This window comes from Paenibacillus amylolyticus (assembly GCF_036894225.1).
Classification (GTDB): domain Bacteria; phylum Bacillota; class Bacilli; order Paenibacillales; family Paenibacillaceae; genus Paenibacillus; species Paenibacillus amylolyticus.
In genome coordinates this window covers 6,637,648-6,662,095 of sequence record NZ_CP145892.1, presented here as the reverse complement: position 1 = coordinate 6,662,095, position 24,448 = coordinate 6,637,648, and the positions used below count along the sequence as shown (strand labels likewise).

Genomic DNA, 24,448 nt, shown 5'->3' with positions numbered 1-24,448 from the left:
TATGCAGGTACAGACACAGTTATCCTGGTCTGAGCGAATTGCAGCAACGATCATCCAGCAATGTGACGGGGACGGTTATCATGCGTTCCCTTCGGGACGATGGGCATACGTGGAAGGCATGACCTTGATGGCAATGGCACGAACCGGGCAGTATTATGGCAAACAAGAGTATGCTGATTTTATGAAAAAACATATGGACCTGTATATCCAGCCGGATGGCTCTATTGGCACCTATACTTTGGAAGAATATAATCTGGATCAGATTAATCAGGGGAAAAACCTGTTTGCATTACTGGATGGTGCTGAAGATCAGCGTTACGCAGAAGCGGCGCATCTCCTGGCAGCACAGCTCGCAGGGCAACCCCGCACGTCGGAGGGCGGTTTCTGGCACAAAAAAATCTATCCATTCCAGATGTGGCTGGATGGATTGTATATGTCGTCGCCTTTCCTTGCAGAGTATGCCAAGACGTTTGATCTACCTGAGCTGTGGGACGAAGTGGCACATCAGATTCTGCTGATCGAACGCCAGACCCGTGATCCGCGGACCGGGCTGCTCTATCATGGCTGGGATGAATCGAAGGAGCAGGTCTGGGCAGATTCATCGACAGGGTGCTCACCACACTTCTGGAGCCGGGCGATGGGCTGGTATGCCATGGCGATTGTAGACAGCGTGGAGCATTTCCCCGTGAATCATCCAAAGCGCGGAACCATCATCGGCATCTTCGAACGGATGTGTCATGCTCTGGTACGCGTGCAGGAGCAGGAGAGCGGGTTATGGTTCCAGGTGCTGGATCAGGGCTTCCGCAAAGGCAACTATCTGGAAGCATCCGGGTCAAGCATGTTTGTATATGCACTTGCGAAGGGTGTGCGACTAAGGTATCTGGAGCCGCATTTCAGAGCTGCGGCGGAGAAGGGATGGCAGGGACTGTCCTCCAGATTGGTGGAGGAGACGGCTGACGGCGTTCGGTTAAACGGGATCTGTCATGGCGCAGGACTAAGCCTGGATCGGGATGGCTCGTACAACTACTATGTAACCGAAGCGGTTGTAAGCGATTCCTTTATGGGTGTGGCTCCGCTTCTGCTGGCAGCACTGGAAATGGAGCGACTGCCATGACGCAGCAGAGATTGCCAAATACAGCATTGGAATCATCAGCTCCCTGTCTGACTGTTGCTTCAGATGGGACAGGGGATTATGTGACGATTCAGGCCGCAGTTGATGCGCTGCCGGAGAATGGCATCGGAATCGTTCCAATTCGAGTGAAGGCTGGTGTCTATCATGAGAAGCTGCATATGGAGAAGCCGGGCATCCACCTGATTGGTGAGGGGGCGGAGCAGACGATCATTACGTATGATGATCATGCACTCAAGAAGTTTCCGGACGGGTCGCCATATCATACGTTTCATTCCTATACGGCTTTCGTTGGTGCCGATGATTTCACGGCAGAGGGGATTTCCTTCGTAAATGCTGCCGGGCCGGGCAAGCAGGTTGGTCAGGCCCTGGCCGTTTATGTGGATGGAGACCGGGCGGTCTTTCGCCGCTGTCGTTTGATCGGTCACCAGGATACGATCTTCACCGGCCCGCTGCCGGAGCAGCCCATGGATCGCAGTTATTTTGGCGGGCCACGCGATGGTGCCGAGCGGCGCAAACTGCGGCAGTATTTCGAGGACTGTTACATCGAAGGTGATATCGATTTTATTTTTGGTTCGGCTACGGTGGTGTTTAAGGGCTGCGAGATCTTTACGAAGAATCGCCTGACTGAAGCGGAGGCTACGGATGGACAAGTGAACGGTTGGATTACCGCAGCCTCTACGCCGGAGGATGTGCGTTACGGCTATGTGTTTCTGGACTGTGATCTGACCAGCAATGCTCCTCCGCAGTCGGTGTATCTGGGCAGACCGTGGCGTCATCATGCCAAAGTCTGTTTTCTGAACTGCTGGATCGGCGCTCATGTGAAGCGGGAGGGATGGCACAACTGGAACAAGACAGATGCAGAGCAGACCGTTCAGTATGCTGAATATAACAGCGCCGGACCTGGTGCCGGAAGTGCTGCTGATCGTGTGCCTTGGGCCAAAATACTGACCGAACAGGAAGCGGCCGAGTACACTGTACCTCTGATTCTGTCCGGCGTGGATGGATGGCAGCCTTTGGAAAGGAGAGGGGAGTAGCGGCAGTAAGATACGCCCTCTTCTCTGCGAAATATCTAACACAGGTTTTCTTTCAAGTCTCCTAAGGAGTTGAAAGAAAACCTTTTTTGTGCGCTATATTACATTTTTCGCCCCCAATAGAACTATTTTATCCCTTATCTCTTTTGCATTTTACTGATTAAATACAGGGTGAGGATCTGTAAATTCCCTGTAAAATTTGGATGGTGCCTGCAAAAAAAGAACACGAGAGGGAAGATCCATTTTGGTAAGGGAAGGGAGTGAAGTGACACGCAACATCAGATGGCTGAATGGGGCTGGCTCTAATCGATCACAGATCAGATGCAGGTGGACAATTGAAGTTTTGTTTGCAAGGTGAACGTATCCTTAGTACAGGAGGGATTTTGCTTGAATCAAGCTGTTCGATTCCGCCCGGTCATTACATTTGCTTTGGCATTTCTTCTACTTATTTCGTGGTTTGCACCGAGGGCCGATGCCGCTGCCCAGTGGCAGGCAGGCACTGCATACAAGAAAGGAGACCTCGTAACATATCAAAATAAAGATTATGAGTGTATTCAGGCACACACAGCTTTGACCGGATGGGAGCCCTCTGTTGTGCCCGCGTTGTGGAAATACGTCGGGGAAGGTTCGGGAGGGGAAACGCCGACGCCAGATACGGCACCACCTTCTGTTCCTGCGGGTCTGACTTCATCCTCCGTCACGAACACCTCTGTGAGTCTTTCCTGGAATGCATCCACGGATAATGTGGGCGTAGCGGGGTATGAGGTGTACCGGAACGGCGTTCTTGTGACAAGTACTTCAACTACAACAGCTGTAGTCACGGGACTGACAGCCAGCACGACTTATGCTTTTACGGTAAAAGCCAAAGATGCCGCAGGCAATATATCCGCTGCGAGTACCTCCCTCAGTGTGACAACTTCCAATGGATCATCCAATCCGGGGCCAACCGGCGGCAAATGGCTGATCGGCTACTGGCATAACTTCGACAATGGTTCAACGAATATCAGACTTCGTAACGTATCAACCGCCTATGACGTCATTAATGTCTCCTTTGCCGAACCGATTTCACATGGCAGCGGAACGCTTGCTTTTACTCCATACAATGCGACGGTAGCCGAATTCAAATCCGATATTGCCTATCTGCAAAGCCAGGGGAAAAAAGTACTTCTTTCCATGGGGGGAGCCAACGGTACCATTGAGCTTACCGACGCGAACAAGAGACAGCAGTTCGAAGATTCGTTAAAATCAATCATTTCCACGTATGGTTTCAATGGTTTAGATATCGATCTGGAAGGAAGCTCCCTGTCTCTGAATGCAGGGGATACCGATTTCCGTAGTCCAACTACACCGAAAATTGTTAACCTCATCCAAGGCGTGAAAGCGGTTAAGTCACACTTCGGCGCCAATTTCATCCTGACGGCTGCGCCGGAGACGGCCTATGTACAGGGTGGATATCTGAGCTACGGCGGTCCTTGGGGAGCATACTTGCCAGTCATCCATGCCTTGCGTAATGACCTGACCCTGCTTCATGTGCAACACTATAACACGGGCTCCATGGTGGGGCTGGATGGGCGCTCTTACGCCCAAGGAACAGCTGATTTCCATGTGGCCATGGCGGAGATGTTGCTTCAAGGCTTTCATGTAGGCGGCAGCACAGGCCCTTTCTTTAGTCCCTTACGACCGGATCAGATTGCCATCGGTGTACCGGCTTCCCAGCAGGCTGCTGGAGGTGGTTATACAACGCCAGCCGAGCTGCAAAAGGCACTGAATTACCTAATCAAAGGTGTGTCATACGGCGGTTCCTATACCTTGCTCCAGCCTGCGGGCTATGCGGGGATAAAAGGGATTATGACCTGGTCAATCAACTGGGATGTATATACGAATAACCAGTTTTCGAGCGCACATCGTCCGTTCCTGACCAGGCTGAGTACGCAAACGACAAAGGAGGTTGTATATTAGATGATACATTTAAATAAACACACTGCTGTCAAGAAAACCGCGAAGTTTCTCCTGGGTCTATCCCTGCTCTTATCCGTCATTATTCCTTCTTTTGTGCTCCAACCCGCTACGGCAGCAGCTGCAGATTCTTATAAAATTGTTGGTTACTACCCGTCCTGGGCTGCGTATGGGAGAAACTATAATGTAACGGACATCGACCCAACCAAAGTCACGCATATCAACTATGCGTTTGCCGATATTTGCTGGAACGGTATTCATGGAAATCCGGACCCTTCGGGCCCTAACCCGGTGACCTGGTCGTGTCAGAATGAGAAGAGCCAGACAATCAATGTACCCAATGGAACGATCGTGCTTGGCGATCCATGGATTGATACCGGCAAGACATTTGCAGGCGATACGTGGGATCAGCCCATTGCAGGCAATATCAATCAGCTTAACAAGCTGAAACAGATCAATTCTAATCTGAAGACAATCATCTCCGTGGGAGGATGGACATGGTCCAACCGCTTCTCCGATGTAGCTGCGACTGCTGCAACGAGAGAGGTATTTGCAAACTCTGCCGTCGACTTCCTGCGGAAATACAATTTTGACGGGGTAGATCTGGACTGGGAGTACCCGGTATCAGGCGGACTTGATGGTAACAGCAAACGTCCTGAGGATAAGCAAAATTACACACTGCTTCTGAGCAAAATCCGTGAGAAGCTGGATGCTGCCGGAGCTGTGGACGGCAAGAAGTATCTGCTTACGATTGCAAGCGGTGCATCGACGACCTATGCTGCGAATACTGAGCTTGCCAATATAGCTGCCATCGTCGACTGGATTAATATTATGACATACGATTTTAACGGGGCTTGGCAAAAAGTCAGCGCGCATAACGCGCCGTTGAACTATGACCCTGCGGCTTCGGCTGCTGGGGTGCCGGATGCCAATACATTTAATGTGGCTGCCGGAGCACAAGGGCATTTGAATGCAGGCGTACCAGCCGCTAAACTTGTGCTTGGTGTTCCGTTCTATGGCCGCGGCTGGGATGGATGCGCACAGGCGGGCAATGGTCAGTATCAGACCTGTGCGGGAGGTTCTTCCGTTGGAACATGGGAAGCAGGCTCCTTTGATTTGTATGATCTGGAGACCAACTACATTAACAAAAACGGGTACACGCGTTACTGGAATGACACAGCCAAGGTGCCATATCTCTATAATGCGACCAACAAGCGATTTATTAGCTATGACGATGCGGAGTCTATTGGATATAAAACCGCTTATATCAAAAGCAAAGGACTCGGCGGAGCGATGTTCTGGGAACTTAGCGGTGACCGGAACAAAACACTTCAAAATAAACTGAAAGCCGATCTGCCTACCGGAGGTACAGTGCCTCCAGCAGATACGACGGCGCCAAGCGTACCCGGTAATGCCCGTTCGACAGGCGTGACGGCCAACTCGGTTACGCTAGCTTGGAATGCTTCAACAGATAATGTGGGTGTTACCGGTTATAACGTCTACAATGGTGCCAATCTTGTGACCTCCGTCAACGGGACGACCGCAACAATCAGCGGACTGTCAGCGGGTACATCCTATAGCTTTACGGTAAAAGCAAAGGATGCGGCAGGTAATCTGTCTGCAGCCAGTAATGCTGTAACTGTAAGCACGACAGCTCAGCCGGGTGGAGATACGCAGGCGCCAACTGCACCAACGAACCTCGCATCAACCGCGCAAACAACATCCAGTATAACGCTGAGCTGGGCGGCATCCACGGATAACGTGGGTGTAACGGGTTATGATGTGTACAATGGAGCGGCTCTGGCGACATCCGTGACCGGAACGACAGCAACGATCAGCGGGCTTGCAGCGGATACCTCGTATACATTTACGGTAAAAGCAAAGGATGCGGCGGGGAATGGTTCTGCTGCGAGCAATGCGGTGACTGTGAAAACGGCAGCAGGAACGACAAATCCGGGCGTTTCCGCCTGGCAGGCGAATACAGCCTATACTGTAGGACAGCTGGTCACCTATAGCGGTAAGACGTATAAATGTTTGCAATCCCACACATCCTTGTCTGGGTGGGAACCATCCAATGTCCCTGCATTGTGGCAGGTTCAATAGTTAAAAAATGGATTACCACATTTTGAATTGAAACATGTAGTTTTAGCGAGGCTTGGTTATAGGGAAGAGAACATAACGAAAAAACACCGGTTTCTGGTTGAACTGCACCCCAATTGTTAGACACAACTACCAATTGGAGGTGCAGTTTTTTTATGACTAAATTCAGTTCAGATGAAAAAATACAAGCCGTTATGCGTTATGAAAAGGGATCAGAAAGCTTGAAAAGCATTGCAAAATCGAGCGGGCTTCACGATTCTGTCTTTTTAAACTGGATTAGACAATATGAGCATCATAGGGAAAAAGTTTTTTATAAAGGGCTATACATCATATCCTACACAGATTAAACTAGACGCCCTTCAACCAAAGAAAAAGGGGCGCCCATCCATGAAAAAAGGATATAAAGCACAGAAGGATCTGTAGAGGCTTTACAAGCAGAGGTAGAGCGTTAGAAAATGGAGAATGCTTATTTAAAAAAAAGTTGAATGCCTTAGTTCGAAACAAGGAAAACTCACCAAATAAGACAAAGCGCAAGTAGTCTATGAACTAAGGAACGAATTTTCGGTGAAAGCACTTCTACAACTAGCAGATATCCCTCGTAGCACGTATTATTACGTGGTAAAAGCATTTGGTACGGTAGACAAGAATTAGAGCTAAAAGACATGATACAAGCGATTTATGAGGAGCATAAGGGACGCTATGGTTATCGTCGTAATCGCGATGAGTTAATCAATCGTGGACACCATGTGAATCATAAAAAGGTACAGCGTTTGATGAAAGTATTGGGATTAAAGTATTTGGTACATATGAAGAAATATCGTTCGTATAAAGATTCGATTGGCAAGATTGCACCGAACCTATTAGAACGCAATTTCCGCGCTGAAAGGCCAAACGAGAAGTGGGTTAACGGACATTACAGAGTTTAAATTGTTCGGAGAAAAACTATATTTATCTCCCATACTTGATCTGTATAACGTAGAAATCATTACATATACGATTGGTTCAAGACCGGTCTACTCGCTTGTTTCCACGATGTTAGACCGACCATTTTGCAGTTTAACAAATGAAGATAAACTCCTTATTCATTCGGACCAAGCTGGCACTACTAGATGAGAACATATCGTCATACCCTTAAAGAAGTTGGCATCACGCAAGTATGTCCCGGAAAGGTAACTGTTACGATAACGCCGTCATGGAGAACTTCTTTGGCATCATTAATCCGAGTTCTTGTTTTTAAAGAAATTTGAAAATATCTCACATATTAAACAAGAGCTATCCAAATACATCGATTATTACATCAACAAACGCATCAAGGCAAAACTAAAAGGCATTAGTCCGGTACGGTACCGGACTAATGCCCAACAAGTTGTTTAACGTTATAATCTGTCTAACTTTACGGGGTCACTTCACCTGGTCCGGTGGTTTTTCGTTATGCTATGTCAAACAAAGCAGGCTCCAAAAAGGCTATTCATTAAAAATCGAAGTTGTCCGGATCAGGTCCAATGCATACATCTTCGTTCAGTGCGGCGCAAACTTCGGTAGTATTTCGAGGACTGTTACATCGAAGGTGATATCGATTTTATTCTTGGCTCGGCTACGGTGGTGTTTAAGGGCTACGAGATCGTTACGAAGCATCGCCTGACTGAAGCGGAGGATGCGGATGGACAAGTGAACTGCTGGATCGGCGCTCATGTGAAGCGGGAGGGATGGCACAACTGGAACAAGACAGATGCAGAGCAGACCGTTCAGTATGTGGAATATAACAGTTTCGGGCCTGGGGCGGGAAAAGCGACAACGAGAGTTTCATGGGCAAAAGTGCTGAGCGAACAGGAAGCCGCCGAATATGCGTTGCCGCTTATTTTGTCTGGTGAGGACGGGTGGCAGCCTTTTGGGGAGAGAGGGATTAATCGGCATTAAGCCAAGTATATTTACTTTGCGATATTTATAATGAAAGGTTGTCTTTCGAATCTCTTATGGACTTGGTGGATGGCCTTTTTTGTGGGCTTACATTAACAAAAACTGATACACGGGGTACTGGAACGATACTTGCCAAGGGGCCTTATCGCTGTAACGCCTCCAACGCGATTGTTCTACAGGCGTAACAGTAGACTCGGTGACGCTGGCCTAGATTGCTTCAACGTTAATGTAGGCGTTACAGGTTATAACGTCTTACATTGGCGCTCAGGTAACACTAGTTGTATTAATCGTAAAAATTTTTGTGGGAGAATTTGAATGTGGAACTGCTTAAAAGTAGTGCCGAAGATGGCTTTTTCATAATGAGCAATGATTATACTACCGATCTATTTCTAGAGAGGGGATTCAAGAACGATTCATATAATAATGATTCCAAAATGGAAGTTAGATTTATAGAAGTGTATCTTTCACATCATGGTTTTGTTAAATTGGGGAAATTTGATGTTTAAGGCGTACAGATTTTTAAAGCGTGGCGAAAGTATCTTCCGCCAGATCCATTAGAAACGGTAGCGGAGGTATACCAGTACGTCCAAACTCATTAAGAGCAAAATCCGGAAGTTCGCATTATTGCCGATCATGATGATTATAATGTTGTTCAAGCGCTATACGCCATTATTGTTTTTCGAAAAATAATGGCTAGTAGAGGGATAAAAAGAAGGCGCTGAAATTAATCCAGTCAGTGCCTTCTTTCGAGTATTTACTGTTGTTCTAACTTCAACAAATTGTTCATTTCAATTTTGATTTGGTTTTTTTCATTCCCTTTAATCGTACCATCATCTTCTACCGTGTATGAACCTTGAACTGGATTTAACAGTGATGCCGGTGAATTTTCAAACGTCGCTAGGAACATAACGTAGTTTTCATTCGTTTTGAGTTCTTCAGAATCTTCTACCTTAAATGTATGTTCTTGATCCTCTCCCCCTACTTGTTTGACTTGAATGATTTCTTTTTCGGCTGCTTCCCCTTTATAGTTTTTTTGTACTTCAACATCATAGATCGTATATGGAATAGCGGGGCTGTCTGATATATCCCCACCTGGGTTTAATTTTTCATCATTAGGATCAGCAGGTTCTTCTGCGATATTTATAAGTTTAAAAGATGATTTTAAAATCTTTCCTTCAATAATTAAATCCGCCTGGTTAGCCAACTCATCAATGTTGTTGTAAGTTGGAAAAGAGGCATCCATCAGCACCACTTCTTTTTTTGCTGTTTCTGTTGCAGCGGATCCTTCTTTTGATGGCTCTGCTGTTCCACATCCGGCGAGTAACATTGCAGTAATACAAAATGCTGAAGCTACAGATGTAAAATTCTTCATGCTATCTTCCTCCCAATCCTTTTAAATTAGTAAGCAGTATTTACATCGTCAATATCATACTGTCTAGGGGTAGTGACTGTGTTAAAATCATTGCTATATTTCATAATAGACGCCTTAGTTGTATTCGGGTTATCTTTCAAGAAGAAGGAATGCCCAAATTCATGAACGGTCGCTCCTTTAACGAAATTGGAGAAATTAGTGGCGTCTCTGACAATTGTTCTTGAGTTTAATTGAATTGTGTATCTATACTTTGGGGAAAACCACTGTGAATTTAGGCCATACCAGGTATCTGGATAAGAAGCCGCTGTAATTGTGTTGGTTGATGAACTCAAGTATCCGATTGTAACTGGAGTAGGAGTACCGTTCCAAGCAATAATTCCTTCATTGATTGGTGTCTTCCAGGTATCATTCAGGTTATCTGGAGACTTTACGCTAATTCCTGCGTCTGGACTACCGGAGTTAGTAAGTTCTGCGCTTGTTGTAAGGTTAAAACTGAACATAAGTGGTACAGCGAGAGCTAATGTGATAATACCATTTTTTACGTAATTAACCTTCATTCATTATCACCTCATAGTTTTTTTTATTCTTGCTTTTTTTTCTGAGTGGTTTGGGAAATTATTCCACATATATTTAACGTCATACTTCAACAAAAGGTTGCGATCTACTAGAAAAAAAGGAATAATTTTGAAAATTAAAAAACTAAACGAAAAAGTAGGTGCTATTTTACTCTTTTAAATCCACTAGCAGTCAAACAAAAACATCTTTCGGTTAAAGTGCAAGGAAAAGAATTCAACTTTATGAATTTGATCCAGTTCCAGATTATCACGAGCAAGATAGCCTTGGGTTTGGTGGTGTATACATTTATTTTTTCGGAAGAAATTGAACCTCAGGGGATCTGTGGGCCGGTCTACCACCACATATGTGTGTGAATTCAATGTCACTTATAAATTTGACAATGCGAGAATGAATTTGTTGCGGATCAAATTGAAAGTCAAGCTGATTGATTATAGAGATTGAGGTTTCAGAATTTTAGAAGTGACAATGTCATCTGTTGAGAAACAAAAAACAGTGAAAAACCTCCAACTCTCGTACGTAACGAGAAGTCTGGAGGCTTTTCACTGTTTTATTTTACCTGCAAATCAGCACAGAATAACAGCAATTCGATTCAATTTAGAAATCGAAGTTGTCCGGATCAGGTCCAACGCGTACATCTTCGTTCAGAGCACTGATCTGATCCATCTCTTCATTTGAAAGTTCAAAGTCGAAGATGGAGGAGTTTTCGATAATCCGGTTTTCCTTGGTGGACTTCGGAATCGTAATGACTCCATTTTGCAGATCCCAACGCAGGATGACTTGTGCAACCGATTTGCCTTTGTCTGAAGCAATCGCCGTGAGGACTGGGTTGTCCAACAGCTGACCTTGCATTAGAGGCGACCAAGCTTCAAGCTGGATACCATGCTTCTCACAGAAAGCCTTAAGCTCAACCTGAGTCAGGCGAGGGTGGTATTCCACCTGATTGACCATCGGTTTCACTTTGGCATCCTGCATCAGGTCTTCAAGATGATGAATCTGGAAGTTGCTTACACCAATAGCTTTAATGCGACCAGCCGCGTACAGTTCCTCGATTGCTTTCCAGGCTGCTTTGTACTTGCCTGCCTTAGGCCAGTGAATCAGATACAGGTCCAGGTATTCCAGTCCCAGTTTGTTCAAGGTGGTATCAAAAGCGGCAAGTGTCTCTTCATATCCAAGGTCTGCATTCCATACTTTAGATGTAACAAACAGTTCTTCGCGTTTCAGGTTGTTTTCTTGCAAAGCTTCTGCAATCGCTTGACCAACACCGGCTTCATTGCCGTATATTGCAGCAGTATCAATGCTGCGGTATCCATGTTTAATCGCATTTTTCACGGCTTCAATCAGTTCAGATCCTTCTTCTACCTTAAATACACCAAGTCCGAACCAAGGCATAGAAACACCGTTATGCAGAGTTACTGTGGATTGTAAATGTTGTGCAGTTTGAGCTGTTGTCATGAGATTTCCTCCTTAAATTGTGTAAAAATCAGTTATATTAAGCTGAATTTTTGTTGTTTTATCATACAAAATTAAATCATAGTAGATCAAATTGGGTTCAACGTATTATAGTATAATAAAATACATTGTGAAACCGGTTCCCCTCGAAGGCTGGAACTGATATATATAAGAGTGAGACCTATGGTCGGATGGAAATTAGCACGAAGCTTTCTCCATTTCGACTGATGCATGTTGATCCTTGCTTTCCAGCATTTTAGCCCAAGCGGTCAGAATTACAGCTACGAGAACCATCAAGGCACCGACCCATGTCGTGTGAATCAAACCGATGGAATCATTGATCACTCCACCCAAATAGGCACCTATAGCGATCCCTGCATTAAATGCGGCGATGTTAAAGGCTGAGGCTACATCCTTGGCCTGTGGTGCATATCGTTCAGCCAAGGTTACAACGTACATCTGAAGACCAGGCACATTCATGAAAGCGAGCAGGCCCATACCCATAATGGTGAGCAGTGCTGCCAACTTAAACGGGACGGTGAAGTACATCACGCCGAGAATGATGGTCTGAATGATGAACATGTAGAAGAGCGCCCTGAGCGGGTTGCGATTGGCTGCTCTGCCGCCGATGATGTTGCCAATAGCGATGGCTATTCCGTACAACAACAGAATGAACGCTACTGTTTTCTCGGAATATCCGCTAATATCATGCAACAACGGGGACAGATACGTAAAGACAACAAATGTTCCTCCGTACCCAACAGCCGTGATGGCAAAAGCAAGCAGCAAGCGTCCACCTGTAACGAGCTTCAGCTGATCCCGAAATGCCGTCCGTGTTCCTCGCTTCAACGTGGATGGCAGGAGTATCAGGTTCCCGATCATTGCAATGATGCCAACCCCAACAATCAGGATAAAGGCAGCGCGCCAGCCCCAATGTTGGCCGATGAGTGTACCGAGAGGTACACCGGTTACTGTGGCAATGGTAAGACCGGAGAACATGATGGCAATAGCACTCGCCCTACGGTTGACAGGCACCAGATCGGCTGCAATCGTGGAGCCAATGGACATGAACACCCCGTGTGCCAGAGCGGATACTACTCGTGCAATGAGTAACATGGTGATGCCCGTCGATAGTGCAGCCATCGTGTTACCCGCAATGAAGACAATCATGATGGCAAGCAATAGCGTTTTGCGTGATATGGTAGACGTCAGTGAGGTCAGAACAGGAGCCCCAAAGGTAACGCCTAATGCATATAAAGTAACGGTCAGTCCCGCTGTAGTTACGGAAATGCCCAGGTTATCTGCAATGAGGGGCAGTAGCCCAACGCTGATAAACTCTGTGGTACCGATCGCGAATGCACTAATGGCCAGCGCAAGCAATGCCCATGTGCTGCGTTTTGAATCTTGTAACATTTCTTGCTCCACTCCCCCGAATGTAGATTTACGTACCGGCAAATGCTATTATGAGTTATTCGGTATAGATTGAATAGTACGTACTTTTTAGTACCCTACGTACTTTTTGGTGCCTATACAGCATGCGACGGATGTAATTCAATTCATCAGGGAGGAAGCAAGTTATGGTTAGAAAAAAATATAACATCTCGGTTGAAGCTACCCTAGAGGTGATCGGTGGCAAGTGGAAATGCGTGATTCTCTGTCATCTGACACATGGGAAAAGACGAACCAGTGATCTCAAGCGTATTATGCCCGCAATTACACAGAAAATGTTAACACAGCAGCTGAGAGAGCTTGAAAACGACGGAATCGTAAACCGCATCGTATATAATCAGGTCCCTCCCAAAGTAGAATACGAATTGAGTGATTACGGGAGAAGTCTTGAACCGATTCTCAATGCGCTCTGTAATTGGGGAGATCAACATATTGTGAAGGAATACGGAGACAAATCAGCAGTTCTGGAAGATAATGGACTCAATGATTTTAACTCTGACAATAGGGAGCTGGTGCAACCGTGAACTATGAGATTTTATATGATGGTGCTTTTGCGATGCTCAAGGTACATTTGCAGCGGGGAGAGCGGTTCAAGGCCGAGAGTGGTGCGATGGTATCTATGACTCCTACGGTTGAACTGAAGGGTTCAGCAGAAGGTGGGATGTTTGCCGGGTTCGGTCGGATGTTGAGCGGGGAGAAGTTTTTCTTTCAGGAACTGACGGCTGCGGGCGGATCGGCAGAGATTCTGCTCTCACCTTCAAGCATGGGCGATGTAGAAGCTGTTGAATTGGACGGTTCCTATTCACTTTATGTGCAGAAAGACGGATTTCTGGCAGGAACCGAGGGCATTCAGGTGAATACCAAAATGCAAAACCTGAAAAAAGGTCTCTTTTCGGGAGAAGGTTTCTTCATTATTGAGATCAGTGGACGTGGCACTGTATTTCTGTCTTCCTATGGTGCAATCCATGCGATTAATCTGGCAGCAGGTGAAGAAATGATCGTGGATAACGCCCATTTGGTGGCATGGCCTCATTATGTAGATTACCGTATTGAGAAAGCTTCACAGGGCTGGTTATCCAGTGTAACAAGTGGAGAAGGACTGGTATGTCGGTTCCGGGGAGAAGGAACTATTCTTATACAGAGCCGCAATCCGCAAGGATTCGGACAATGGGTGAAGCAGTTTATACCTGCGCGCTAATTTTTTTTAAGAAAGAACACACAGAGTTGCAACGGATATGTTTCCATCATCGTTATATGAATAATGGATTTACTTCATTGACTGACGGGTATATATTCTGTTGCATAAGGTCGCACATCATGGAGGTATGAGATGACAAGCTCACGGTATAAAAACGCACAAGAAAGTCCGGGATATCTGTTATGGCAGGTAACAGCCATGTGGCAAAAGGAAGTACGCAGGGTGCTGGAGCCCCTCGAACTGACACAACCTCAATTTGTATTATTGCACGCCTGTTTATGGCTCAATGAACACGATGAGGAAGGCAAGGGAGTGACTCAGGTTCAAATTGCTCAGTTTGCCAAGGTGGATGTTAACGTGACTTCTCAGGTTCTACGTGCGCTTGAAAAAAGGGGATTAATTACCCGCGCTCGTCATCAGACAGATACGCGTGCCAATATTATCACAACAACGGAAGAAGGAACCCGATTGGCTGTGGAGGGAATCCATCTGGTCGAGGAATCGGACAAGGCATTTTTCGAAACTTTGGATGAACGTAAGGGAGAGTATTTGGAGATCATGCAGGAGTTTCTTCGCCAAAAAACAGAGAGTTGATCCGTAATATATCTTTTTTTAATGTATTAAACTACAGAATGTAGTGGAACTGGAAAATTTTCTGATTATTAATAATTGTAACAACTCTGTAAAATACAAATAGACCTCCTGACTTCATCTTGTCGGAAGGTCTATTTGGGTTGCTCAATCGATTCGATAGGACGCAAACGGCTCGCGGCGACGGAAAGAGTCACTAATCTGGTCCAGATCGGCCAACAGCTCATCGGGCAGTGACATGTCCAGACTAGCCAGATTATGTTCCAGCTGTTCGGTGCGTGTAGCGCCCACAATCACTGTGCATACAGCTGGACGTGTCAGTAGCCATGCGAGTGACAGCACACTCGGGGAGCATCCATATGAGGCAGCTTTAGCACTCACTTGTTCACTCAGTTGGATATTATGCTCCAGCAGGAAACGGTTGAAGGACGGATCGGTGTCTGCTCTGGAACCAGAAGGCACACGGGTCTGTCCGTTATATTTACCGGTCAGAATACCACCTGCCAGCGGGAAATACGGGATAATGCCTACACCCTGATCGAGACACATCGGTACCAGTTCAAGCTCGGGTGTACGGTCTGCCAGGGAGTAGCTGGTTTGGGTGGAGATGTAGCGCACATAACCTTTCTGTTCACTGATGCCCAGAGCTTTCATCAGCTCCCAAGCTGCGTAGTTGGAGGCTCCGATGTAGCGGACTTTGCCGGAAGTAACCATATCATCCAGTGTGCGCAGTGTCTCATCCAGCGGTGTATGCGGATCAAAAGTATGGATCTGGTACAGATCCACATAATCCGTTTGCAGGCGCCGCAGGCTATGTTCCAGCTCTTGTTGCAGATGGTAGCGGGAGGAACCCCGCCCATGAGGACCATCATGCCGGGGTAATCCGGCCTTGGTAGCAAGCACCGCGTTTTCCCGTCGACCTGTGAGAGCCTGTCCAATAATGCGTTCCGATTCCGTGCCTGCGTAGATGTTGGCGGTATCGATAAAGTTGATGCCTTGATCCATCGCTGCATGAATAATGCGGGTAGAAGCTGCTTCATCCGCGCGTTTGCCAAACGCATTGGTGCCAAGCCCCAGTGCCGACACACGTAAACCACTATTGCCCAAACGTCGATACTCCATCATTCATCGCTCCTTCTCTATTCATTTATGTAATGCAGATTATAACGTAATCTATTGAAAACGTGTTATTAATATAGTTAAATGAATCTAAGAACCCGTTATTAAAGGAGATATGATGGAAAACAGTGCTGCACATTTAACAAGACGGAAGCCGAAGAACCCGAAGAAGAAATGGAAGAAACCATTGATCATCACCCTAAGTGTGCTGCTTGTGTTGGGAGGACTCGGATTTATCTATCGAAAGCAACTCGTCGTGTTTGCCTTTAATTTGTTCGCTTCAGCTACGGTGAGGGAAGCCTTGGATGACTCCTTTGTACCAGCTGGCGATAAGGATGCCCCTGTTGTGGAACATACGGACCCATTCTCGTTGTTACTGCTAGGGATTGACCAACGGGATAACGAACCAAGTCGTTCGGATACCATCATCTATTCCGTCGTGCGTCCAGAAGACAATAAAGTGCTGCTGCTGTCCATTCCACGTGATTCCTATACCGAGATTGTCGGCCGGGATGTGAAGTCAAAGATTAACTCAGCGTATGCCCATGGTGAAGCCAAGATGGCAATGGATACGGTGGAGAATTTGCTGGGGAACAAAGTGAATTTCTATGCCGCGATTAATTTCAACGGGCTCAAGGATATTGTTGATGCGGTTGGTGGTGTGGAACTGCCGATCAAGAAGAACATCGAGAACAAGCTCAAAATTCATGAGAAGCTGTTTGTTGAAGCGAATAAACCAATCTATAGCGGTGAAGAAGCGCTTGGATATGTGCGTTACCGGGAAGATTCCGATTTCAATCGGACGATGCGTCACCGGATTTTCCTAAGTGCCTTCATGAATCGTGCGCTGGAAGTCAAAAATCTGACCAAGATCCCGGACGTAATCCAGATTGCCGGATCGAATTTTACAACCAACATGACCTCGGACTTTATCGTGAAATTTGCCGAGTCCTTATATATGAAAGATAGCATACCAACGATCAGCAATTACATGCTGAAGGGTGAGGGTGCAACGCGCAGTGGCACATGGTACTACGATCTGTCTGAGGACGATCTGCAATATGTGCGTGGCATGATCGCCAGTTGGCTGGACCCAGATGCGAACGAGATAATTGAACCCGAGTCAGCGGACCAATCGGAGACGAGTGATGCGGCATAAGCATCGATTCTTGTGCAAATGCTCATATGAATATAAGTCCGGCGAAGCAGTTGCTTCCCGGCTTTTTTGCGTTTGAGATCCTACGGATGAAATATTGCACAGATATATCTAATGTTTAAACCTCTTTTTATGGCATACATATAGTAAAATATAGGGAAAAGATTAAACATCAACCAACGGAGGAAGCTCATGAAGGAGTTTAAGGATCGGCTTCAACAGGTTCAGGAGCAACAAAAGCAACTGGCGAAGGAGTATCATGCCTTGCTCCAGGAATACCAGTCCGATGACCTGATCGTTCAGAATGAACAGTTACAGGAACAGTATGAAGCTCACAAACTCAAGCTGCAACAGCTCGAACTTCGCTCACGCAAGATGGAAGAAGAGAATGCACGTCTTCGCATGGCGTTATCCGAACAGATGCTGGATGAGAAGCTGAATCTAATCCGGGTATCGCGAGAGAAGATGGAGACCTATTTTCAAGGGAAAACAGCAGTACATAATGATCGAATTGCATTCCTTGAACATCGAACCAAATCCAATCTAAACGCGCTGTACAACCAGGCCGCACAGGAGTTGCAAGAGGATTCCCACGAGGTGAAGGAGAGGATAGCTTACCTTGCAGCAGAGGTGAATGAGCGCATTGAATCGCACAGACGAGCCGTACGGGATAGAGAAGAGGCTCTGCGTGGGCACATGGAACGTGGTTATGAGCACATGGCGGAGGAAGGGTTGAGCGAAGAGACTATTCAACGCCGGATCAAGCAGAATCGCATGGAGATGAAGATTGGACTCAGCTGGATCAACAAAGTAGCCATCTTGCTCCTCATTCTGGGGGTTGGAGCAGCGTTTCAATACTCGTACTCGACCTGGTTCAATGACGAGATGAAGAGCGGAGCATTTTTCATGCTCGGTGCACTGATGCTCGCTGGAGGAGAGTGGCTGTTCCGCCGCAAAAGGCAGACGTTTGCGATGGGGCTGCTCGGCGGTGGGATATCCGTGTTGTTCGGCTCCGTCTTCTATAGTTACTTTTTACTGCATATTATTGGGTTATATACGGGACTTGCCCTGTCTGTATTGGTATCGGCAATCTCCGTATTGTTGTCCTTGAGATACCAGTCGAAGACCATCTGTTCACTAGGTTTGGTAGGCGGATATCTTCCGCTATTCTCCTACATGTTCTCGTTCGGACTTGAAGGTCCGGCTGTCTATGTAGCCATGATCTATCTGCTGCTCTTAAACGGCATTATTGTGTTCATTTCGTTTGGCAAACGGTGGCCGGTGGTGCACTATATCAGTTTCCTGTTTAACACACCATCCATGCTCATCCTCTTATGGCTGTCGCCAAGTGAGAAAATTGGCATGTTGTATTCCATTGTGACGTTTGCATTATATCTGGGCATTACGCTGGCATATCCGTTCAAACACCGGATGAAGTTAACCTGGTGGGATTTCGCTCTACTCGCCATGAATACGAGCATGAGCTGTCTGATGTTATACGTATTATTTGATGTGGCTGGTTGGAATGATGCTCAGGGCTTGCTGGCGTTGATCTTCTGCGTGGTGTATCTGGGCCTCGCACGATTCGTCCAGCGCCATATGGCTCAGGAGAAACAGACGATATTACTCTTCTATGTCACTTCCCTGACCTTTGCCATTCTGATTATTCCGTTCCAATTCGGGGCCAAGTGGCTATCGATGGGCTGGTTGATCGAAGGAGTTTTGTTGGTTACGCTTGGACATCTGAAACGGCTCAAGTCGGTGGAACGTGCCGGATGGGGCATTGTTCTTCTATGTCTAATCACTTTTGTGTACTATGATCTGCTGGCGCTATTCTTCATCGGGGAACGTTCTTACTTTATGTTAAAATACACCAGCATCACGCTAGGAACCTTGCTTATTACACTGTATTATGCCTGGGCAGTTCACAGCAACTCATCTTCCAGAGAGAGATTCAATTACAGCCCGCTGGAGCTGGGTTTCCTGAACGGATTCAAGTATGTGACACTTGCGAATCTGTGGTTATACGTGCTGTATGAGTCGAATGAATTGTATACCAGAGCTGTCGATGGGACGTTCCTGTTATACATGTTCTACAAGTTACTCATGTTCGCAGCGCTCACCATTGCGTTGGCCTATGGACTGAACAAGGTGAAGCTGCTGCGTGATCGATACGTGCAGGTGTATACCACTTTCTTGCATGCTATTGGCTGCTGTATTGCACTGGCCGTAACCTTAACCATGCCAGCGCTTCAGCCGGAAGTTCAACAGCATACAGCGGCAGAGATTGTTGGTTTGCTGGTGTTAATTATCTTTAACGTAGGGGTATTCTTTGCAGGAAGGGATCTGCTGATTGCAGGCATCCGCGGGCAGTTCAAGAGCATTGAATGGTACCCGGTTATCGCAGGGGTGTATCTGCTCGGTGTCATCACCGTATTCCTGACGATTCAGTTCCAGTGGGGTGATGTGGGGCTGATGTTCAGCCTGATCTATCTGCTGCTGGCGATTCTCTATATTGCCTATGGATTCCGTAGAAAATATGTCATGATTCGGCGCCTCGGCCTTGGCCTAACGTTGTTCGCTACGGGGAAGATGGTGTTCTATGATGTGGGGATGCTTACCTCGGGTAGCAAAATCTTTGCCTATTTCAGCTTCGGCGTACTATTGCTGGGGATCTCTTACCTGTATCAGAAGGTGTCCAGCCGGATAGAGGAAGTACAGTCCAGAGTGACAGCGAAGCCTGACGACGAGCCGACTGTACCGGAGGAAGACCAAGATTGATTTGGGTTTTGAACGATTGTATTTACCTTTGCGATTATCGGAGGAGGGATTCTTGAAATGGGATTCGACCTGAAAATTATGCTTTGGCAGTTGTTATGGTTCGCTGGCCCTGTAGCTCTTGTCGTGTATGGCTGGAGGAAATTCGGCGCGAGAAAGAATCGGCAATGACATGAATGTGGGTAAGATGGTGGGAATGTCCGCTGTCCACTTCACTTCGCTTTGGGAAATAAGTCGTTATCTCTGTTGATCAACGGATAGATGATCTTTTGTGTAGTATAGATTTTTTGGATTAAAATGAGGCTCCGGGCTGCTGTGAACAGCAATCTGGGGCCTTATTGATTTGAGTCTATGGCTTAGCCTAATATGACATTCGTGAAACGTTTTGCGCGGAGATCACGTTATAATAGAGTAGACTTAGGGTTGGATCTTCATTTGTAACCATGAGGTTTCGGAAGCCGATGTGCCTTTCAGTGATTCTCCGCCATCATCATTCATACGGGAGAGCACGGTTAATGTCATGGACAGGGCAAAGGCGAGCAATACGTATATGAAAATGTTTTTTTTGTTCATTAGAAGGTACCTCTCTTGTTGAATGAGCTAAAGTAGACATCCGGCCGTCATGAGAAAAAAAGCACAACGTCTGGTATAGTAGAGTAAGTAGAACCGAACATAAATCGTTCCTGTATACCACTATATTGAACTATAGCGGTGCAAACAATGGAACAAATCTGATGAATTTATCATTATTGTTATGAAATGTTTATAGAGATCGAGTGAGTGATCATTGAAGGTGGGAGAATAACATGCGGGAGACGGCAAAAATCGTCATTCGTACGCCAGGACAGGAAAGTGACGGCTCATTCGCTTATGTAAGCCAAGGTCGCTCCATTACGGTGGGACGTTACACAGGCGGTAGTGAATTGGACTTGTCTGTTTATAATCAGATGATATCAAAGCGGCATTGCCGCATTCATTATGATGTACAGCAACAGTTATGGATCGAAGATCTGGATAGCAAAAATGGAACCGAACTGAACGGGCAGCGCCTCGTTCCCTATGAGAAATATCCGTTTGGCGAAGGAGACAGCCTGACGTTGGTCAACGGCCTGATCCAGCTTCGCGTTGAAGGGGATCTTGGAGAGACGAGGGAATATCGTGTGTCGGATCTGCTGGGTGAGGGCGTACGTTTACTGGATCACCTGCAAACCGTACAGATCGGTGAAGTGGAGATTCCGCTGTCCAAGAAGGAGTATCAGCTGTTCAAGTTGCTGTATAGTCAACTGGACCACTTTGTGACAAGGGAACAGATTGTGGCTCAGGTGTGGCCAGAGCGTAGTATGCTGGAGAGTGAAGCGGTAGGGATCGACGAGATTAACTCGCTAATCTATCGGACGAATCGCAAGCTGGGTGTACATTTTACCATCAAGTCCGTTTACAAAAAGGGTGTATATATGAAGTCTCATGTGCCGGAATGAATGAGTGATAACAAAGGGATGAGTTCATGTTCATCATTTACCTGATTCCATGGCTGATTGCCGTGGTTACATTGATAGGTGTCATATCCATCGTACTTGTCAGTTGGAAAAACGGGATTTCGCCGATGCCCACATCCGGCCGTGTCAGGAAGGTGGTCATTCAAGAGGTAAACCGTATTCCGGGGTACGGGGATGTGCTTGAAGCAGGCTCTGGATGGGGCACATTGGGACTGGATGTTGTAAGGCATTGCCCTGGCAAAAGGCTGACCGGGATTGAGAATTCTATCGTTCCCTTATGGTCTTCCCAACTGATTGCCTATCTCAGTGTTCGCTTACGTCGAGCCAAGGGAAAACAGCACTCTCTCAAGAGCAGGCTGCGCTTCATGCGCGGGGATATCTACACCAGTTCCTATGAACATGCGGATTGTGTGATCTGTTATCTGTTCCCGGGTGCTATGACTAAGCTTCTGGACAAGTTCAGTCGAGAGCTTCCGCCGGGTGCCAAGGTGATTAGTGTCTGTTTTGCGCTGCCGGGTAAGGAACCGCTACGCACCATTACATGCCGGGATGCCTTGCGCACCAAGGTGTATGTGTATTCCTTTTAAAGAAAAGAACAGGAAAGTGATCACCAGGTTTGCTCGGCTGGAGTGCTGTAAACCTTCTGCCATAACGTTAATGGATGAAAGAGTGTGCTCCATATCATAGTAATGCAGATACCACGTAAGAATGAGGATACGAATAAGGCCCCGAACTCACTATGAAGTGAATCGGGGCCTTTTTGTCTCGCCTTTGAGTTGGGGCAAGAGATTGCTTGATTATTGCTTACCGCACGTATTATTTTGCAGAATCGGTAGTACCTGTTGTGTCCGTGGTTGTACCGGATTGGGATCTGTTTCTGCCGCCTCCGAATCCGCCTTGTCCACCGCCGCCACGAGGACCGCCCATACCTGTATTGGCTGTAGTTACACCAGATTCATTCACCCAAGTCACATTACTGGTCGATTGGAATGCAACCACTTGAGTTCCGCCACTATAGGTACCACCTGTGTAGAGTCCATCCACGGCTTTACCTGTAGACGTACCACCAGAGTAGATTACATAGGAGCCATCTTTCACAAGATCTGGTGAGCTGACAACCACGGTTTGATAATCTTTTGCCGGAGCGAATGTCAGAATGTTGTTGCCTTCGCTATCTTGTACATGTACAAGTGTTCCAGCTTTTTGCGTTGCAGGGAATGTCATCACAATGGTATTTTGCGTAGACGCATCGGATGTTCCTTGTGCCATACCAGAGCTTCCGGCAGCCACGAGGTATCCACCGCTGATTTCAAATGTACCGTCATAATCCAATGCTCCGTTGCCGCTATCCGTCGGTCCGTTCACAATAACCGTTCCGCCAGTCATGTTAATGGAACCATTGGAATCCAGTCCGTCACCACCTGCGTTCACGGTGAGGGAGCCGCCGTTAATGTGGAACTCGTTATTGCTCACTGCTCCCATACCGCCTGGTCCACGTCCTTGCTGATTAGCAGCTGTACCTTGGGATGCCTGATCGGTAGTCGATGTTGTACCTGTCGTTTCGGTTACAGAGATGTTGGATGTCGTGGCTGCATCGGTTGCTGTAGTCGCGCTATCTGTACTTGCCGCTGTATTCGTAGCTGTCTCCGTCTCGCCACCTGCAGCATTTACCCCATCATCGGATGCCGTTACATCCACATCCCCATCGTTCAGGGTGATGATTGCACCTTCAAGTCCTTCATAGCTCTTCGCAATCGTGATGGTTCCGCCGTTAATCGTCAGGGCCTGATCGGCATGAATGCCGTCATCACCAGATTCAATGTTGAATGTTCCGTCATTGACGGTCACGTTATTGTTGCTGTGCAGGGAGTCATCCATGGAATCAATGGTATACGTACCGCCATTAACCGTAAGATCTGTACCTGCTTTGAGCGCTTTGGCACTTGTGGACTCCGTTGCTGTTGTAGCTGTGTCAGCATCGGCATTGTTATCCGTTGTTGTTGTTGTTGTTGTGTTGGCAGAGTTGGATGCTGCTGCGCCGTTTGTATTAGCACCTGCATTCGTACCGCTGTTATTAGGCATCTCCGGCATATCTGCAGGAGGTTCGCCATCCGGTGGTGTGCCCATATCCGTAGGAGGTGTGCCGCCACCCCATCCACCGCCGCCGCCAAATGGACCTTCTTCTACTTTGGCTGGTGCATTGGCGCTACCGCCGCCCGTTACAATGTTGTATGTGCCGCCATCCGTAACAAGTGCGGTTTCGGCCTGAATGCCATCATTGCCACTTTGGATATCAAAGGAACCTCCTGCAATAGCAACATAGCCTTTAGTGGTATCTGTGTCATTGGTTGATTTAATACCGTCGCCTTCGGCTTCAATGGTAATCGTACCCGCTTGGATAGCGACCATATCTTTACCTTTGATGCCGTCATCGGCTGCTTTGACACGGATGTTACCACTAATGATTTTCAGATCATCCTTGCTCGTAATACCTTCATTATAGTTACCTGTGACGGTCAATTGACCTGCACCATTGAATGTAAGATCTGCTTTGCTGAAGATTGCAGCATCCGGCTCGTCTGTCGTAGCGTCAGCGTACACATACGTTTTACCATCCGATACGGTGTTTTTGGTTCCTTTTTCGAGCGTAATTACCGCTTTACCAGCCTTCTGAATGTAGATTGCGGCACTGTCGTTATCATGAATGGTTGCTCCGTTTAATACGAGATGCACAGTACCCTTATCGGCAACGTTAACCACGATCTGGCCATCCGTTAGCTCACCGCTAAGTACATAAGTGCCTGCTTCCGAGATGGTTACCGAACCATTCGCGGCTTTAGCACCCGAACCGGTCACCGTTGCAGTTGTTCCGTTCAGCTTAATCGCTGTAGAATCTGCCTCACTCCAGCTAATATTGGTATCGTCAGCATCCAGAGAGACCAGATCTGCATATTTCACTGAAGTTTGCTCGCTGACAGATACCGTTTTGGTTGTTCCTGTCGTTGACGTTGCGGCATTGGCCGTTGTGCTTGTGGTTGCTGGTGAACTGCATGCTGCGAGTAGGCTGGTAATCATGGCGATGGACCAAAGTTTGCTACCTGTTATCATGTTTTTCTTCATATTAGATC

The 24,448-nt window shown here is 46.9% G+C and carries 19 protein-coding genes and 1 pseudogene; 13 read left to right on the top strand and 7 right to left on the bottom strand.

Annotation, left to right across the window (positions count from 1 at the left end; translation table 11 throughout):
* Window position 1 precedes the first annotated feature (1 nt).
* The 6 genes and pseudogenes from V6668_RS29320 (at window position 2) to V6668_RS29295 (ending at window position 8,136) form a co-directional block, all read left to right on the top strand.
* Entirely contained in the window at window positions 2-1,114 is a 1,113-nt protein-coding gene (locus tag V6668_RS29320) for a glycoside hydrolase family 88/105 protein (RefSeq protein WP_338707333.1), read from the top strand.
* A complete protein-coding gene (locus tag V6668_RS29315) occupies window positions 1,111-2,166 on the top strand; it encodes a pectinesterase family protein (RefSeq protein ID WP_338707332.1) in 1,056 nt (351 codons plus the stop codon). Before V6668_RS29320 ends, V6668_RS29315 begins: the two co-directional genes overlap by 4 nt.
* A gap of 384 nt (window positions 2,167-2,550) precedes the next feature.
* Entirely contained in the window at window positions 2,551-4,122 is a 1,572-nt protein-coding gene (locus V6668_RS29310; protein ID WP_076320129.1) for a chitinase, read from the top strand.
* Entirely contained in the window at window positions 4,123-6,222 is a 2,100-nt protein-coding gene (locus V6668_RS29305; RefSeq protein ID WP_338707331.1) for a glycosyl hydrolase family 18 protein, read from the top strand. It begins immediately after the preceding gene.
* Window positions 6,223-6,374: 152 nt separating this feature from the next.
* Window positions 6,375-7,593: pseudogene (locus V6668_RS29300) on the top strand (IS3 family transposase).
* A gap of 228 nt (window positions 7,594-7,821) precedes the next feature.
* Window positions 7,822-8,136, top strand: a complete 315-nt coding sequence (locus tag V6668_RS29295) for a pectinesterase family protein (RefSeq protein WP_162158981.1) — start codon at window positions 7,822-7,824, stop codon at window positions 8,134-8,136.
* A gap of 754 nt (window positions 8,137-8,890) precedes the next feature.
* Here V6668_RS29295 and V6668_RS29290 read toward each other — a convergent pair.
* The 4 genes from V6668_RS29290 to V6668_RS29275 all read right to left on the bottom strand — a co-directional run bounded on the left by V6668_RS29290 (window position 8,891) and on the right by V6668_RS29275 (window position 12,946).
* On the bottom strand, window positions 8,891-9,508 hold the full coding sequence (locus tag V6668_RS29290) for a hypothetical protein (RefSeq protein WP_036612205.1): 618 nt from the start codon (window positions 9,506-9,508) through the stop codon (window positions 8,891-8,893).
* A gap of 26 nt (window positions 9,509-9,534) precedes the next feature.
* Entirely contained in the window at window positions 9,535-10,065 is a 531-nt protein-coding gene (locus V6668_RS29285) for a hypothetical protein (protein WP_051447254.1), read from the bottom strand.
* Between the two features lie 613 nt (window positions 10,066-10,678).
* Window positions 10,679-11,536, bottom strand: a complete 858-nt coding sequence (locus tag V6668_RS29280; RefSeq protein WP_338707330.1) for an aldo/keto reductase — start codon at window positions 11,534-11,536, stop codon at window positions 10,679-10,681.
* 195 nt (window positions 11,537-11,731) lie between these two features.
* A complete protein-coding gene (locus V6668_RS29275) occupies window positions 11,732-12,946 on the bottom strand; it encodes an MFS transporter (RefSeq protein WP_338707328.1) in 1,215 nt (404 codons plus the stop codon).
* A gap of 164 nt (window positions 12,947-13,110) precedes the next feature.
* On the opposite strand from V6668_RS29275, the gene V6668_RS29270 reads away from it, so the two are divergent.
* The 3 genes from V6668_RS29270 (at window position 13,111) to V6668_RS29260 (ending at window position 14,774) form a co-directional block, all read left to right on the top strand.
* Window positions 13,111-13,506, top strand: coding sequence for a winged helix-turn-helix transcriptional regulator (locus tag V6668_RS29270; protein WP_017691613.1), 396 nt, complete (start codon window positions 13,111-13,113; stop codon window positions 13,504-13,506).
* Window positions 13,503-14,180: a TIGR00266 family protein gene (locus V6668_RS29265; RefSeq protein WP_017691614.1), complete on the top strand. Its 678-nt coding sequence runs from the start codon at window positions 13,503-13,505 to the stop codon at window positions 14,178-14,180. The genes V6668_RS29270 and V6668_RS29265 overlap by 4 nt, the downstream gene beginning before the upstream one ends.
* A 132-nt stretch (window positions 14,181-14,312) precedes the next feature.
* A complete protein-coding gene (locus V6668_RS29260) occupies window positions 14,313-14,774 on the top strand; it encodes a MarR family winged helix-turn-helix transcriptional regulator (RefSeq protein ID WP_036612197.1) in 462 nt (153 codons plus the stop codon).
* A 144-nt stretch (window positions 14,775-14,918) separates the two neighbouring features.
* On the opposite strand, the gene V6668_RS29255 is transcribed toward V6668_RS29260, so the two are convergent.
* Window positions 14,919-15,893, bottom strand: coding sequence for an aldo/keto reductase (locus tag V6668_RS29255; protein ID WP_338709014.1), 975 nt, complete (start codon window positions 15,891-15,893; stop codon window positions 14,919-14,921).
* A gap of 112 nt (window positions 15,894-16,005) precedes the next feature.
* Between V6668_RS29255 and V6668_RS29250 the strand changes: the two genes are divergently transcribed.
* Window positions 16,006-17,049 (top strand): LCP family protein, encoded by a 1,044-nt coding sequence (locus tag V6668_RS29250; protein ID WP_338707327.1) that lies wholly within the window; start codon window positions 16,006-16,008, stop codon window positions 17,047-17,049.
* 189 nt (window positions 17,050-17,238) lie between these two features.
* The gene (locus V6668_RS29245) at window positions 17,239-19,827 is read left to right on the top strand and encodes a DUF2339 domain-containing protein (RefSeq protein WP_338707326.1); all 2,589 of its coding nucleotides are present in this window, start codon (window positions 17,239-17,241) and stop codon (window positions 19,825-19,827) included.
* A 414-nt stretch (window positions 19,828-20,241) separates the two neighbouring features.
* Here V6668_RS29245 and V6668_RS29240 read toward each other — a convergent pair whose 3' ends face one another.
* A complete protein-coding gene (locus tag V6668_RS29240) occupies window positions 20,242-20,397 on the bottom strand; it encodes a hypothetical protein (protein ID WP_165980318.1) in 156 nt (51 codons plus the stop codon).
* 233 nt (window positions 20,398-20,630) lie between these two features.
* On the opposite strand from V6668_RS29240, the gene V6668_RS29235 reads away from it, so the two are divergent.
* A complete protein-coding gene (locus tag V6668_RS29235; protein ID WP_338707324.1) occupies window positions 20,631-21,302 on the top strand; it encodes an FHA domain-containing protein in 672 nt (223 codons plus the stop codon).
* Between the two features lie 26 nt (window positions 21,303-21,328).
* Entirely contained in the window at window positions 21,329-21,907 is a 579-nt protein-coding gene (locus V6668_RS29230) for a class I SAM-dependent methyltransferase (RefSeq protein ID WP_338707323.1), read from the top strand.
* 229 nt (window positions 21,908-22,136) lie between these two features.
* Here V6668_RS29230 and V6668_RS29225 read toward each other — a convergent pair whose 3' ends face one another.
* Entirely contained in the window at window positions 22,137-24,440 is a 2,304-nt protein-coding gene (locus V6668_RS29225; RefSeq protein ID WP_338707322.1) for a carbohydrate-binding domain-containing protein, read from the bottom strand.
* Between the last annotated feature and the right edge of the window lie 8 nt (window positions 24,441-24,448).

What these genes read in the sequence shown, in the direction of transcription:
- V6668_RS29320 (WP_338707333.1), top strand. Translation starts at nt 2, where the DNA reads ATGCAGGTACAGACACAGTTATCCTGGTCTGAGCGAATTGCAGCAACG.
- V6668_RS29315 (WP_338707332.1), top strand. Translation starts at nt 1,111, where the DNA reads ATGACGCAGCAGAGATTGCCAAATACAGCATTGGAATCATCAGCTCCC.
- V6668_RS29305 (WP_338707331.1), top strand. Translation starts at nt 4,123, where the DNA reads ATGATACATTTAAATAAACACACTGCTGTCAAGAAAACCGCGAAGTTT.
- V6668_RS29290 (WP_036612205.1), bottom strand. Translation starts at nt 9,508, where the DNA reads ATGAAGAATTTTACATCTGTAGCTTCAGCATTTTGTATTACTGCAATG.
- V6668_RS29285 (WP_051447254.1), bottom strand. Translation starts at nt 10,065, where the DNA reads ATGAAGGTTAATTACGTAAAAAATGGTATTATCACATTAGCTCTCGCT.
- V6668_RS29280 (WP_338707330.1), bottom strand. Translation starts at nt 11,536, where the DNA reads ATGACAACAGCTCAAACTGCACAACATTTACAATCCACAGTAACTCTG.
- V6668_RS29275 (WP_338707328.1), bottom strand. Translation starts at nt 12,946, where the DNA reads ATGTTACAAGATTCAAAACGCAGCACATGGGCATTGCTTGCGCTGGCC.
- V6668_RS29270 (WP_017691613.1), top strand. Translation starts at nt 13,111, where the DNA reads ATGGTTAGAAAAAAATATAACATCTCGGTTGAAGCTACCCTAGAGGTG.
- V6668_RS29260 (WP_036612197.1), top strand. Translation starts at nt 14,313, where the DNA reads ATGACAAGCTCACGGTATAAAAACGCACAAGAAAGTCCGGGATATCTG.
- V6668_RS29255 (WP_338709014.1), bottom strand. Translation starts at nt 15,893, where the DNA reads ATGGAGTATCGACGTTTGGGCAATAGTGGTTTACGTGTGTCGGCACTG.
- V6668_RS29250 (WP_338707327.1), top strand. Translation starts at nt 16,006, where the DNA reads ATGATGGAAAACAGTGCTGCACATTTAACAAGACGGAAGCCGAAGAAC.
- V6668_RS29245 (WP_338707326.1), top strand. Translation starts at nt 17,239, where the DNA reads ATGAAGGAGTTTAAGGATCGGCTTCAACAGGTTCAGGAGCAACAAAAG.
- V6668_RS29240 (WP_165980318.1), bottom strand. Translation starts at nt 20,397, where the DNA reads ATGAACAAAAAAAACATTTTCATATACGTATTGCTCGCCTTTGCCCTG.
- V6668_RS29235 (WP_338707324.1), top strand. Translation starts at nt 20,631, where the DNA reads ATGCGGGAGACGGCAAAAATCGTCATTCGTACGCCAGGACAGGAAAGT.
- V6668_RS29230 (WP_338707323.1), top strand. Translation starts at nt 21,329, where the DNA reads ATGTTCATCATTTACCTGATTCCATGGCTGATTGCCGTGGTTACATTG.
- V6668_RS29225 (WP_338707322.1), bottom strand. Translation starts at nt 24,440, where the DNA reads ATGAAGAAAAACATGATAACAGGTAGCAAACTTTGGTCCATCGCCATG.